This window comes from Saccharothrix hoggarensis, from assembly GCF_052936025.1.
Genome location: NZ_CP193624.1, coordinates 7,141,239 through 7,154,591, shown reverse-complemented (window position 1 = coordinate 7,154,591; position 13,353 = coordinate 7,141,239). Strand labels below are relative to the sequence as shown.

The following is a 13,353-nucleotide window of genomic DNA, read 5'->3' as shown; positions in this document are numbered from 1 at the left end:
GGGTGTTCGCCGGCCGCGGGCGGACGGAATGCCGCTCACAGGTCGCGTCCCTTACCCTTCCCCCATGTCGCGTGCAGGTCTGGACAAGAACCCCCGCGAGGTCGCCGAGATGTTCGACGGCGTGGCCAAGGGCTACGACCGCACGAACTCCGTCATGACACTGGGGTTCGACCGGCGCTGGCGGGAGTGGAGCAGGCGCGTCCTGGACGCGCGGCCCGGCGAGAAGGTGCTCGACCTCGCCGCCGGCACGGCCGTCTCGACGGTCGAGTACGCCGCCTCGGGCGCGTGGTGCGTGGCGGCCGACTTCTCCCTGGGCATGCTCCAGGGCGGCGCGCACCGCGCGGTGCCGAAGGTCGCCGCCGACGCCCTGCGGCTGCCGTTCGCGGACAACGCCTTCGACGCCGTGACGGTGTCGTTCGGGCTGCGCAACTTCAACGACACCGAGGCCGCGCTGCGCGAGATGGCGCGCGTGGTGCGACCCGGCGGCCGGCTCGTGGTGTGCGAGGTGTCCACGCCGACGTTCCGCCCGTTCCGGTTCGTCTACATGCGGTACCTGCTGCGCCTCCTGCCGTTCATCGCCAAGGTCGTGTCCTCGAACCCGGTCGCCTACCAGTACCTCGCCGAGTCCATGCGCACGTGGCCGGACCAGCGGGCGCTCGGCGAGATCGTGGCGCGCGCCGGCTGGGAGGACGTGGCCTGGATGAACCTCACCGGCGGCATGGTCGCGCTGCACCGCGGCACCAAGCCCGCCTGAGCCCGCCCGGGCGCGGGGCGCACCGGAGCCGACGGGGAGCCGACCGGAGTCGACCCCGAAGCCGCCCGAACTGGCCCCGAACCGGCCTGGACGCACGTGTTCCCACCGGCCCCCGCCGCCGGCGGCCACGCGTCGAGCCTGCTCAGCGGCAACCCTCAGCAGCCCGCAAGTAGACTCGCCGTGGACTTTGTGAACACGGGCACAAGGAGCGGGGATGACGACTCCCAGCCGCCGCAAGGCAGGCGAGGACGCCGAGGTGATCGTGGTCGGTGCGGGCCCGGCGGGCTCGACCGCGGCCACCTACCTGGCACGCGCGGGCCTGGACGTGGTGCTGCTGGAGAAGAGCGCCTTCCCCCGCGAGAAGGTCTGCGGCGACGGCCTGACCCCGCGCGGGGTCAAGCAGCTCATCGACCTCGGCATCGACACCCGCGAGGAGGCCGGCTGGCTGCACAACCGCGGCCTGCGGGTGGTCGGCGGCGGCGTGACGCTGGAGCTGGACTGGCCGGAGCTGGCGACGTTCCCGCCCTACGGCGTGGTCCGGCCCCGCCAGGACTTCGACGAGATGCTGGCGAAGACGGCCGTGCAGGCGGGCGCCCGGCTGCACGAGCGGACCACCGTCACCGGCGCGGTCGTGGAGCACGGCCGGGTCGTCGGCGTCACCGCCAAGCAGGGCCCGGACAAGACCGAGGTGACGTTCCGCGCGCCGCTGGTCCTGGCCTGCGACGGCGTGTCCGCGCGGCTCGCGCTCAGCGTCGGCATCCAGAAGGACGACGCGAAGCCGATGGGCGTCGCGGTCCGCCGCTACTACGCGAGCCCGCGCACCAAGGACGACTACCTGGAGTCGCACCTGGAGCTGTGGGACCGGGCGAACGACGTGCTGCTGCCCGGCTACGGCTGGATCTTCGGCATGGGCGACGGAACTGTGAACGTCGGCCTCGGCATCCTCAGCACCTCCAAGGCCTACGGGACCACGGATTACCGAGCGCTCCTCAAGAGCTGGCTCGACGGCACGCCCGAGGAGTGGGGCTTCCGCGAGGAGAACGCCACCGGCAAGATCGGCGGCGCGGCCCTGCCCATGGGCCTCAACCGCAAGCCGCACTACCGCGACGGCCTGCTGCTGGTCGGCGACGCGGGCGGCATGGTGAACCCGTTCAACGGCGAGGGCATCGGCTACGCCATGGAGTCGGCGCGGATCGCCGCCGAGACCGTCGTGCAGGCCCTGGCCCGCCAGGGCGCGAGCCGGGAACGCGCGCTGCGCGGCTACCCCGTGCGCATCGAGCAGGCCCTGGGCAGCTACTACCGGCTCGGCAACATCTTCAGCAAGCTCATCGGCAACCCGGTGATCATGCGCACCGCGACCAAGTACGGGTTGCCGAGGAAGACCCTGATGAGGCTGGTCCTGAAGCTGCTGGCGGGGCTTTACGACCCGAAGGACGGCGACTCGTTCGACCGCATCATCACGGCGGCCACAAAGCTCGCCCCAACGGCCTAAACGGGCTCCTCTAACCGACGCAGCGCCGACCTGGGGGTCGGCGCTGTTTCGTTTCCGGTGTGGCCCCGTTCACGCACCGGTCGGTCAACTGTTGATCTGCACCGTAAAAGACCAGGTCAGCGCCTATGACGGGGGTGCCCGTCACGCCTCTGTGTGACGTTCTACACTGACCCTCAGGTCTTGTGAATCAGTTCACAACCGGCTGAGATGCCTTGTGAAGTGTTTCACAAGCGACCTGCGGATTGTTAGGCGCGCCTAACCTCCGGAGGCGGCAAGAACACCCTTTAGGGTGCGCAACGGTCGGCGGTGCACCACCACCGCGACGCGAGGAAAGGACGACGGAGAGTGCTGGACCCTTACCTCCCCCTCGTATTGATGTTCGCCCTCGCCGCGGCCTTCGCGCTGTTCTCGGTGACGGCCGCGCCGTACATCGGACCCCGCCGCTACAACCGCGCGAAGCTCGACGCCTACGAGTGCGGCATCGAGCCGTCGCCGCAACCCGTGGTGGGCGGTGGCCGCATGCCGGTCGCCTACTACCTCACGGCGATGCTGTTCATCCTGTTCGACATCGAAATGGTGTTCCTCTACCCCTTCGCGGTCTCCGCGGACCGGCTCGGGCTGTTCGGCCTGGTGGAGATCGCCCTGTTCGTCGCGACGGTCGGCTTCGCGTACGCCTACGTGTGGCGTCGCGGCGGCCTCGACTGGAACTGAGGGGGAAGACCAGTGGGTCTCGAAGAGAAGCTCCCGAACGGCATCCTGCTCGCCAGCGTGGAGAAGCTGGTCAACTGGACCCGCAAGTCCTCGCTGTGGCCCGCCACGTTCGGCCTGGCGTGCTGCGCGATCGAGATGATGACCACCGGCGGCCCGCGCTACGACCTCGCGCGGTTCGGCATGGAGGTCTTCCGCGCCTCGCCGCGCCAGGCGGACCTGATGATCGTCGCGGGCCGGGTGACCAACAAGATGGCCCCGGTGCTGCGGCAGATCTACGACCAGATGCCCGAGCCGCGCTGGGTGCTGGCCATGGGTGTGTGCGCCTCCAGCGGCGGCATGTTCAACAACTACGCCGTCGTGCAGGGCGTGGACCACGTCGTGCCGGTCGACATGTACCTGCCGGGCTGCCCGCCGCGGCCGGAGATGCTGATCGACGCGATCCTCAAGATCCACGCGAAGATCATGGACGAGCCGCTGGGGGCGACCCGGGCCGCGGCGCTGGCCGAGTCGGGCCGGACCACGGACCTGATCCCGTCCTCCCAGCGCTTTGCGAAGAAGTGAGCGGCATGGCAGACGAGACCGGCCCTGACAAGAACGAGGTCGAGAAGACCCCCGGCGCCGACACCCCGCAGGGCGGCGGCCAACCGGAGGCGCTCAGCTCGGCGAGCATGAACGAGGCCGACCACGAGGAGCACCTCGCGCGCGGCGGCCTCGTCGCGGGCAAGGCCCGGCAGGGCATGTTCGGCATCTCCGGCTCCGGCGACACCTCCGGCTTCGGCGGGCTGCGGCTGCCCGCCCACGTCGCCGCGCCGTCCGAGCGGCCCTACGGCGGCTGGTTCGACGAGGTCGCCGACGAGCTGCTGGGCGCGATCCGCGAGCGCGGACTGCCCGCCGACACCGTCCAGCAGATCACCGTCGACCGCGACGAGATCACCTTCTACCTGCGCCGGGAGAACCTGGTCGAGGTGGCGCGCATCCTGCGCGACGACCCGGCGCTGCGGTTCGAGCTGTGCAGCTCGGTGTCCGGCGTGGACTACGGCGTCGACGTGCCGCAGCGGCTGCACTCCGTCTACCACCTGACGTCGATGACCTACCGCCGGCGCATCCGGCTGGAGGTCGCGGTCGACGTGGACGACGCGCACATCCCCAGCCTGGTCTCGGTCTACCCGACCGCGGACTGGCAGGAGCGCGAGGCCTGGGACATGTTCGGCATCGTCTACGACGGCCACCCGGGGCTGACCCGGATCCTCATGCCGGACGACTGGGACGGCCACCCGCAGCGCAAGGACTACCCGCTCGGCGGCATCCCGGTGGAGTACAAGGGCGCGGAGATCCCCCCGCCAGACCAGAGGCGGTCCTACTCATGACCGAACGGCTTTCCGACGTGACCACGGGCACCGACACCAGTGCCGCCGGCCGCGACAGCGACTCGTACGACGCCAACGAGCGCGCCGCGAACCCCGACGCGTACGCCGGCTCCCGCCAGACCACCGAGGGCACCGTCTACACGGTGACCGGCGGCGACTGGGACGAGGTGCTGGCCGAGGCGGCGGGCGACGAGCGCATCGTCATGAACCTGGGCCCGCAGCACCCGTCGACGCACGGCGTGCTGCGCCTGGTGCTGGAGCTGGAGGGCGAGACCGTCACCCAGGCCCGCAGCGTCATCGGCTACCTGCACACCGGCATCGAGAAGAACGTCGAGTACCGCAACTGGACCCAGGGCGTCACGTTCGTGACGCGCATGGACTACCTGGCCCCGCTGCACAACGAGGCCGCGTACTGCATGGCGGTCGAGAAGCTGCTCGGCGTCACGGTCCCGCAGCGGGCGCAGACGATCCGCGTGCTGCTCATGGAGCTGAACCGGATCAGCTCGCACCTGGTGGCGCTGGCCACCGGCGGCATGGAGCTGGGCGCGCTGACCGGCATGACCGCGGGCTTCCGCGAGCGCGAAGAGGTCCTGCACCTGCTGGAGTTCCTGACCGGCCTGCGGATGAACCACGCGTTCATCCGCCCCGGCGGCCTGGCCCAGGACCTGCCGGAGGGCGCCGAGCAGCGCATCAAGGACTTCATCAAGGTGATGGACTCCCGGCTGCCGGACTACGACAAGCTGCTCACCGGCCAGCCGATCTGGCGCAACCGCCTCGCGGGCGTCGGCTACCTGCCGGTGGACGCGTGCCTCGCGCTCGGCATCACCGGCCCGATCCTGCGGTCCGCCGGCCTGCCGTGGGACCTGCGCAAGGTCCAGCCCTACAGCGGATACGAGAACTACGAGTTCGACGTCCCCACGTCGAACGCCGCCGACTCGTACGCCCGCTACCTGCTGCGGCTGGAGGAGATCCACCAGTCGCTGCGGATCGTCCGGCAGGCCGTGGACAACCTCGTACCAGGCCCGGTCATGGTGGAGGACGCCAAGATCGCGTGGCCCGCGAAGCTGACCATCGGCTCCGACGGCATGGGCAACTCGCTGGAGCACGTCCGCAAGATCATGGGCCAGTCGATGGAGTCCCTGATCCACCACTTCAAGCTGGTCACCGAGGGCTTCGCGGTGCCGGCGGGCCAGGTGTACGTGCCGATCGAGTCGCCGCGCGGCGAGCTGGGCTACCACGTCGTGTCCGACGGCGGCACCCGGCCGATGCGCGTGCACGTGCGCGAACCCAGCTTCGTGAACCTCCAGTCGATGCCCGCGATGTGCGAAGGCGGCATGGTCGCCGACGTCATCGCGTCGGTGGCCTCTATCGACCCGGTGATGGGTGGTTGTGACCGATGAGCACTTCCGAAGAGGTCTACGCGGCCTCGCCGCTGGACCCCGTCGAGACGCAGCGCCTGGTGACCGAAAGCCCGGTCGACACGAGCGTCTTCGACCAGGCGACCGTGGACCGGGCGCGGGCGATCATCGCCCGCTACCCGCAGGCCCGGTCGGCGCTGCTGCCGATGCTGCACCTGGTGCAGTCGGTCGAGGGGTACGTCAGCCAGGCCGGCATCACGTTCTGCGCCGACCAGCTCGACCTCAGCAACGCCGAGGTCAGCGCGGTCGCGACGTTCTACACCATGTACAAGCGCCGCCCGTGCGGCGAGCACCTGGTGAGCGTCTGCACGAACACGCTGTGCGCGGCGCTCGGCGGTGATGCGATCTACGCCAAGCTCAAGGACCACCTGAAGGTCGGCCACGAGGAGACCGCGGGCGAGCCGGGCACGCCGGGCTCGATCACGCTGGAGCACGCCGAGTGCCTGGCCGCGTGCGACCTCGCCCCGGTGCTCCAGGTCAACTACGAGTACTTCGACAACCAGACGCCGGACGGCGCGCTGGAGCTGGTGAAGTCCCTGCAGGCGGGGGAGAAGCCGCACCCGACGCGCGGCGCGCCGCTGACCGACTTCCGGCAGGCGGAGCTGCAGCTCGCCGGGTTCTTCGAGGGCCGGGACGCGGACCTCGACGGGCCGTCGGCCGCGCCGGAGACGGTGCGCGGGGCCAAGATCGCCGCGGAGCACGGGTGGACCGCGCCGGCCATGCCGGAGCACGCGGAGTTCCCGCCGCTGCCGGAGAAGAAGTAGGTAGGGGAGCTGACGATGGTCGACAACCTGACTCCCGTCCTGACGAAGCGCTGGCTGTCACCGCGCTCGTGGACGCTGAAGACCTACGAGCAGCTGGAGGGGTACACGGCGCTGCGCAAGGCGCTCAAGGCACACCCGGACCAGCTGATCCAGCAGTGCAAGGACTCCGGGCTGCGCGGTCGTGGCGGCGCGGGCTTCCCCACCGGCATGAAGTGGGGCTTCATCCCGCAGAACGACGGCAAGCCGCACTACCTCGTCATCAACGCCGACGAGGGCGAGCCGGGCACCTGCAAGGACATCCCGCTGATGATGGCGGACCCGCACTCGCTGATCGAGGGCATCATCATCACCTCGTACGCGATCCGGGCGAACTTCGCCGCGATCTACGTGCGCGGCGAGGTGCTGCACGTGATCCGCCGGCTGCACGCGGCCGTGCGCGAGGCGTACGAGGCCGGGTACCTGGGCAAGGACATCCTCGGCTCGGGCTTCGACCTCGACGTCGTCGTCCACGCGGGCGCGGGCGCGTACATCTGCGGCGAGGAGACGGCGCTGCTGGACTCGCTGGAGGGCAAGCGCGGCCAGCCCCGGTTGAAGCCGCCGTTCCCGGCCACCGCGGGTCTGTACGCGTCGCCGACCGTGGTGAACAACGTCGAGACGATCGCCAGCGTGCCGTACATCGTCAACGGCGGCGCGGACTGGTTCCGCACCATGGGCCGCGAGCGCTCGCCCGGCCCGAAGATCTTCTCCCTGTCCGGCCACGTGGAGCGCCCCGGCCAGTACGAGGCCCCGATGGGCATCACGCTGCGGGAGCTGCTGGACCTGGCGGGCGGCATGAAGGACGGCATCCCGCTGAAGTTCTGGACGCCGGGCGGCTCGTCCACCCCGCTGTTCACCGCGGACCACCTGGACGTGCCGCTGGACTTCGAGGGCGCGGCCGAGGCGGGCTCCATGCTCGGCACCACCGCGTTGCAGATCTTCAACGAGACGGTGTCCGTGCCGTGGGCCGTCATGAAGTGGACCGAGTTCTACAAGCACGAGTCGTGCGGCAAGTGCACGCCGTGCCGCGAGGGCACGTACTGGCTCGTCCAGATCCTCCAGCGGATGGTGCGCGGCGAGGGCACGGCCAGTGACATCGACACGCTGCTGGACGTCTGCGACAACATCCTGGGCCGCTCGTTCTGCGCCCTGGGCGACGGCGCGGTCAGCCCGATCACCAGCGGCATCAAGTACTTCAAGCACGAGTTCCTGGCCCTGTGCGACCAGAACTCGAAGAATCAGACGGGCACCGTGCTGGCGGGAGCAAGCGCATGACGATCGCGCCTGAACAGAAGGCCGAGCTGGTGGTCCCCGAGGGCCACGTCAAGCTCGTCATCGACGGCGTGGAGGTCGTCGCGCCCAAGGGCGAGCTGCTGATCCGCACCGCGGAGCGGCTCGGCACCGTCATCCCCCGGTTCTGCGACCACCCGCTGCTGGAGCCCGCGGGCGCCTGCCGGCAGTGCCTGGTCGAGGTGGAGATGGGCGGCCGGCCCATGCCGAAGCCGCAGGCGTCCTGCACCATGACGGTCGCCGACGGCATGGTGGTGAAGACCCAGCTGACCTCGCCGGTGGCGGACAAGGCGCAGCAGGGCGTGATGGAGCTGCTGCTCATCAACCACCCGCTGGACTGCCCGATCTGCGACAAGGGCGGCGAGTGCCCGTTGCAGAACCAGGCGCTGGCGCACGGCCGGTCCGACTCGCGGTTCCACGAGCACAAGCGGACGTTCCCGAAGCCGATCCCGATCAGCACCGAGGTGCTGCTCGACCGCGAGCGGTGCGTGCTGTGCCAGCGCTGCACCCGGTTCTCCGCGCAGATCGCCGGCGACCCGTTCATCGAGCTGCTGGAGCGCGGCGCGCAGCAGCAGGTCGGCGTGGCGCAGGAGAAGCCGTTCCAGTCGTACTTCTCCGGCAACACCATCCAGATCTGCCCGGTGGGCGCGCTGACCAGCGCCGCGTACCGGTTCCGCGCCCGGCCGTTCGACCTGGTGTCGACGCCCGGCGTGTGCGAGCACTGCTCGTCCGGTTGCGCGACGCGCACCGACTGGCGGCGCGGCAAGGTCCAGCGCCGCCTGGCGGCCGACGACCCGCAGGTCAACGAGGAGTGGACCTGCGACAAGGGCCGCTTCGCGTTCACCTACGCCACCGCCGAGGACCGCGTCCGCCGCCCGCTGGTGCGCGACCGGGCCACCGGCGAGCTGCGCGAGTCGTCGTGGACCGAGGCGCTGCGGTACGCCGCCGAGGGCCTGGCGAAGGCGCGCGACGGCAAGGGCGTCGGCGTGCTGGCCGGTGGCCGGCTCACCGTCGAGGACGCCTACGCGTACTCGAAGTTCGCCCGGATCGCGTTGCGCACCAACGACGTCGACTTCCGCGCCCGCGCCCACTCGGCGGAGGAGCTGGAGTTCCTGACCAGCGCCGTCCTCGGCACGAACCCCGACAACGGCGGCGTGACGTACGCGGGCATCGAGTCCGCGCCCGCCGCGCTGCTGGTCGCGTTCGAGCCGGAGGAGGAGTCGCCGATCGTGTTCCTGCGGCTGCGCAAGGCGGCCCGCAAGAACCGGACGAAGGTCTTCCACCTGGGCCAGTTCACCTCGCCCGCGGTGGAGAAGACGAACGGCGTGCTGCTGGCGTGCGTGCCCGGCGGCGAGCCCGCCGCGCTGAACGCGCTGCCCGAGCACGCCGCCGACGTGGTGGACGAGCTGGCCAAGCCGGGTTCGGTGATCCTGGTCGGTGAGCGCGCCGCGGAGGTTCCCGGCCTGTTCTCGGCGGTCGCCGCGCTGGCCGCGCGGACCGGGGCCAAGGTCGCCTGGATCCCGCGCCGCGCCGGTGAGCGGGGCGCGCTGGAGACGGGCCTGCTGCCGACGTTGCTGCCGGGCGGTCGCCTGGTGGGCGACGCGGCGGCCCGCGCCGAGGTCGAGCAGGCGTGGGGACTGGAGCCGGGCGCGCTGCCCGCGCAGGCCGGCCGCGACACCACCGGCATCCTGACCGCCGCCGCGAGCGGTGGCCTGGACGCGCTGGTGGTCGGCGGCGTCGACCCGTTCGACCTGCCGGACCCGGCGCTGGCCGAGCGCGCGCTGGAGCTGGCCGGTTTCGTGGTCAGCCTGGAGCTGCGGCACAGCGCGGTCACCGCGCACGCCGACGTCGTGCTGCCGATCGCCCCGGCGGTCGAGAAGGCGGGCAGCTACCTCAACTGGGAGGGCCGCGTCCGCCAGTTCGGCACCACGATCGAGGGCACGGGCGCGCTGCCCGACGGCCGGGTGCTCGACACGCTGGCCGTCGAGATGGACGCCGACCTGTTCACCCAGACCCCGGCGGCGGCCGCCGCAGACCTGGCCCGGCTCGGCGTCGCGACGACGAGCGCCACCGCGCCGACCGTGCCCGCGCCACTCCTGCCGCAGCCCAAGGAGGGCCAGGCGGTCCTCGCCACGTGGCGGCGGCTGCTGGACAACGGCTCGCTGCAGGACGGCGAGCCGAACCTGGCGGGCACCGCCCGGCCGGTCGTGGCCAAGCTGTCCGCGGCCACCGCGCAGCGCCTCGGCGTCCACCCCGGCGGCGAGATCGCCGTCGCCACCGACCGCGGCGAGGTCGTGCTGCCGGTCGAGACGGCGGACCTGCCCGACGGCGTCGTGTGGCTGCCCGGCAACTCGGGCGCGGTCACCGTGCGGCGGAACCTGGTCGCCGGTCACGGCTCCGTGGTGGCGGTCGCGCCCGCGGTCACGGGCGTCGCGGAGAAGATCACGTCGTCGGCGCCGGCCGCGGGCTCCGCCGACGCCAACACCTCGCCCGTCGGAGGCACGGCATGAGCAGCGCTGAACTCCTCGCCGACGATCCGCTCTGGCTGATCCTCGTCAAGGTCGTCGGCATCTTCGCGTTCCTCGTGGTCATGACCCTGTTCATGATCAACTGGGAGCGCAAGGTGGTGGCCCGGATGCAGCAGCGCCCCGGGCCCAACCGGGTCGGCCCGAACGGCTGGCTCCAGTCGCTCGCCGACGGCCTGAAGCTCGCCTTCAAGGAGGACATCCGCCCCGTCCTCGCGGACAAGTGGGTCTTCTTCCTCGCCCCGGTGATCTCCTGCATCCCCGCGTTCGTCGCCTTCTCGGTGATCCCGCTGGGCGGCGAGGTCTCCATCTTCGGCGAGCGCACCGCCCTCCAGCTGGTCGACCTCCCGGTCGGCGTGCTGGTCGTGCTGGCCTGCTCCTCGCTCGGCGTGTACGGCATCGTGCTGTCCGGCTGGGCCTCCGGCTCGCCGTACCCGCTGCTGGGCGCGCTGCGCTCGGCCGCGCAGGTGATCTCGTACGAGATCGCGATGGGCCTGTCGATCGTCGCGGTCGTCATGCACTCGCACTCGCTGTCCACCGCCGAGATCGTCGACGCGCAGAGCAGCGGCTGGTACTTCTACCTGCTGCCGGTCAGCTTCCTCATCTACGTGTGCTCGATGGTCGGCGAGACCAACCGCGCGCCGTTCGACCTCCCCGAGGCCGAGTCGGAGCTGGTCGGCGGCTTCCACACCGAGTACAGCTCGCTGAAGTTCGCGCTGTTCTTCCTGGCCGAGTACGTCAACATGGTGACCGTCTCGGCCCTGGCCACCACGTTGTTCCTCGGCGGCTGGCGGTTCCCGTTCGTCGGCGACGACCACGTCCTCAACAGCGGCTGGTTCGGCCTGCTGTGGTTCGTGATCAAGACCCTGGCCTTCCTGTTCCTGTTCATCTGGCTGCGCGGCACGCTGCCCCGCCTGCGCTACGACCAGTTCATGCGGCTGGGCTGGAAGTTCCTGGTCCCGATCGCGCTGGTCTGGTTCGTCGCGGTGGCGTTCGCCCGCTACCTGCGCCAGGAGTGGGAGGCCCAGGGCGGTCTGGAGACCAGCACCGCGCTGATGGTCATCGGCGGGTTCCTCGCCGTGGTCCTGCTCATCGCGTTCCTGCTGCCGGACAAGCGGGAGGAGCACGACCCCGACGCCGTGCCGGTCACCGGCGGCGGCTTCCCGGTGCCCCCGCTGGACCTCCAGGTCCCGAAGTCCCCGCCGCGCCGGCAGGTGCCGGTCGCGCAACTGCCGACGACCGGCGATCAGGCGCAGGAACCGGCAGCGGTACCCGCAGCTTCACAAAAGGAGGCCAGCGATGGGCGTGTTTGATCCCGTCAAGGGCTTCGGCGTCACCTTCGGCACGATGTTCAAGAAGGTCGTCACCGAGGAGTACCCCGAGGTCAAGAAGGTCACCGCGCCGCGGTTCCACGGCCGCCACCAGCTCAACCGGCACCCGGACGGGCTGGAGAAGTGCGTGGGCTGCGAGCTGTGCGCGTGGGCGTGCCCGGCGGACGCGATCTTCGTCGAGGGTGGCGACAACACCGAGGAGGCGCGGTACTCCCCGGGTGAGCGCTACGGCGCCGACTACCAGATCAACTACCTGCGCTGCATCGGCTGCGGCCTGTGCATCGAGGCGTGCCCGACCCGCTCGCTCACCATGACGAACGAGTACGAGCTCGCCGACGACGACCGGCAGAAGCTGATCTTCACCAAGGAAGACCTGCTCGCGCCGCTGCTCGCCGGCATGGAGCAGCCGCCGCACCCGATGCGGCTCGGCGAGAACGAGCAGGACTACTACGTGAACGGTCCGCAGCTGGCCGCCCAAGGGGACAAGGCCCAGGCCGAGCAGGTTCCGGGAGCGGGTCGATGATCTCCTCCCTCCTGGCCCAGCAGCCCGACGCCGTCCAGCGGGCGGTGGACACCGTGACCACCGGCGAGGCGGTCGCGTTCTGGATCCTCGGCCCGCTCGCCCTGGCCGGCGCGCTCGGCATGCTCTTCGCCCGCAACGCGGTGCACTCCGCGCTGTGGCTCGTGCTCACCATGCTCAGCCTCGGTGTGCTCTACATGGTCCAGCAGGCGCCGTTCCTCGGCTTCGTGCAGATCATCGTCTACACCGGCGCGATCATGATGCTGTTCCTGTTCGTGCTGATGCTGGTCGGCCGGGACAGCTCGGACTCCGTGGTCGAGGTGCTGCGCGGGCAGCGGCTCGCGGCGGCCGTCATCGGCGTCGGCTTCGCCGGCATCGTGGTCGCCTCGGTCGCCCGCGCGCTGACCGACGTGCAGCCGGTCGGCCTGGCCGAGCAGAACACGCGCAACGGCGGCAACGTCGCCAACATCGGCGAGGCGCTGTTCACCGACTACCTGTTCCCGTTCGAGCTGACGTCCGCGCTGCTGATCACGGCGGCGGTCGGCGCGATGGTGCTCGCGTTCGCCTCGCGCACCGGCAAGGACGCCAAGAAGACCCAGCGCGAGCTGGTCGAGGAGCGCTTCCGCGGCGACCGCCCCGGTTCGCTGCCCGGCCCCGGCGTGTTCGCCACCGCCAACTCGGTGGCCACGCCCGCCCTCCTGCCGGACGGTTCGGTGGCCGCCGAGTCCCTGTCCGAGCTGATCGAGACGACCGCCAAGGACCGTCTCGAAGACGACGTCGCGGAGGTGTCCGGCACCGGGCACCAGCCCGACGCGCGCGCGCTCAAGGGAGAGTCGTCGTGACCCCTACGTACTACCTGTTGCTGTCCGCGCTGCTGTTCAGCCTCGGCGCGGTCGGCGTACTGGTGCGGCGCAACGCCATCGTGGTGTTCATGTGCGTGGAGCTGATGCTCAACGCGGTGAACCTCAGCCTGGTCACGTTCGCCCGCATCAACGGGCAGCTCGACGGCCAGGTGATGGCGTTCTTCGTGATGGTCGTCGCCGCGGCCGAGGTCGTGGTCGGTCTGACGATCATCATGGCGATCTTCAAGACGCGTCGCTCGGCCTCGGTCGACGATTCCAACCTGCTGAAGTACTGAGAGGTCC

13 protein-coding genes are annotated in these 13,353 nt (G+C 70.7%); all 13 read left to right on the top strand.

Annotated elements, in window-relative coordinates:
• The first annotated feature begins 64 nt into the window (after positions 1–64).
• The 13 genes from ACRAKH_RS32520 to nuoK all read left to right on the top strand — a co-directional run bounded on the left by ACRAKH_RS32520 (position 65) and on the right by nuoK (position 13,346).
• Entirely contained in the window at positions 65–754 is a 690-nt protein-coding gene (locus ACRAKH_RS32520) for a demethylmenaquinone methyltransferase (RefSeq protein WP_380721384.1), read from the top strand.
• Positions 755–968: 214 nt separating this feature from the next.
• Complete coding sequence (locus tag ACRAKH_RS32515) at positions 969–2,246, top strand: geranylgeranyl reductase family protein (protein ID WP_380721387.1); 1,278 nt, start codon at positions 969–971, stop codon at positions 2,244–2,246.
• A 345-nt stretch (positions 2,247–2,591) separates the two neighbouring features.
• Positions 2,592–2,957, top strand: coding sequence for an NADH-quinone oxidoreductase subunit A (locus ACRAKH_RS32510; protein WP_033428518.1), 366 nt, complete (start codon positions 2,592–2,594; stop codon positions 2,955–2,957).
• A gap of 12 nt (positions 2,958–2,969) precedes the next feature.
• Positions 2,970–3,518 carry a NuoB/complex I 20 kDa subunit family protein gene (locus tag ACRAKH_RS32505; protein ID WP_106616888.1) on the top strand — a complete coding sequence of 183 codons (549 nt, stop codon included), beginning with the start codon at positions 2,970–2,972 and terminating at the stop codon, positions 3,516–3,518.
• Positions 3,519–3,625: 107 nt separating this feature from the next.
• Positions 3,626–4,324 (top strand): NADH-quinone oxidoreductase subunit C, encoded by a 699-nt coding sequence (locus tag ACRAKH_RS32500; RefSeq protein WP_380721405.1) that lies wholly within the window; start codon positions 3,626–3,628, stop codon positions 4,322–4,324.
• Entirely contained in the window at positions 4,321–5,724 is a 1,404-nt protein-coding gene (locus ACRAKH_RS32495; RefSeq protein ID WP_380721391.1) for an NADH-quinone oxidoreductase subunit D, read from the top strand. Before ACRAKH_RS32500 ends, ACRAKH_RS32495 begins: the two co-directional genes overlap by 4 nt.
• Entirely contained in the window at positions 5,721–6,506 is a 786-nt protein-coding gene (nuoE, locus tag ACRAKH_RS32490) for an NADH-quinone oxidoreductase subunit NuoE (RefSeq protein ID WP_380721393.1), read from the top strand. Before ACRAKH_RS32495 ends, nuoE begins: the two co-directional genes overlap by 4 nt.
• A gap of 15 nt (positions 6,507–6,521) precedes the next feature.
• A complete protein-coding gene (gene nuoF, locus ACRAKH_RS32485; RefSeq protein WP_380721396.1) occupies positions 6,522–7,817 on the top strand; it encodes an NADH-quinone oxidoreductase subunit NuoF in 1,296 nt (431 codons plus the stop codon).
• Positions 7,814–10,342 carry an NADH-quinone oxidoreductase subunit G gene (locus ACRAKH_RS32480; RefSeq protein WP_447009499.1) on the top strand — a complete coding sequence of 843 codons (2,529 nt, stop codon included), beginning with the start codon at positions 7,814–7,816 and terminating at the stop codon, positions 10,340–10,342. Before nuoF ends, ACRAKH_RS32480 begins: the two co-directional genes overlap by 4 nt.
• Positions 10,339–11,670, top strand: coding sequence for an NADH-quinone oxidoreductase subunit NuoH (nuoH, locus tag ACRAKH_RS32475; RefSeq protein WP_380727793.1), 1,332 nt, complete (start codon positions 10,339–10,341; stop codon positions 11,668–11,670). The genes ACRAKH_RS32480 and nuoH overlap by 4 nt, the downstream gene beginning before the upstream one ends.
• A complete protein-coding gene (gene nuoI, locus ACRAKH_RS32470; RefSeq protein ID WP_380727796.1) occupies positions 11,657–12,211 on the top strand; it encodes an NADH-quinone oxidoreductase subunit NuoI in 555 nt (184 codons plus the stop codon). Before nuoH ends, nuoI begins: the two co-directional genes overlap by 14 nt.
• Positions 12,208–13,050, top strand: a complete 843-nt coding sequence (locus tag ACRAKH_RS32465; protein WP_380727798.1) for an NADH-quinone oxidoreductase subunit J — start codon at positions 12,208–12,210, stop codon at positions 13,048–13,050. Before nuoI ends, ACRAKH_RS32465 begins: the two co-directional genes overlap by 4 nt.
• The gene (gene nuoK / locus ACRAKH_RS32460) at positions 13,047–13,346 is read left to right on the top strand and encodes an NADH-quinone oxidoreductase subunit NuoK (RefSeq protein WP_033436657.1); all 300 of its coding nucleotides are present in this window, start codon (positions 13,047–13,049) and stop codon (positions 13,344–13,346) included. The genes ACRAKH_RS32465 and nuoK overlap by 4 nt, the downstream gene beginning before the upstream one ends.
• Positions 13,347–13,353: the final 7 nt, after the last annotated feature.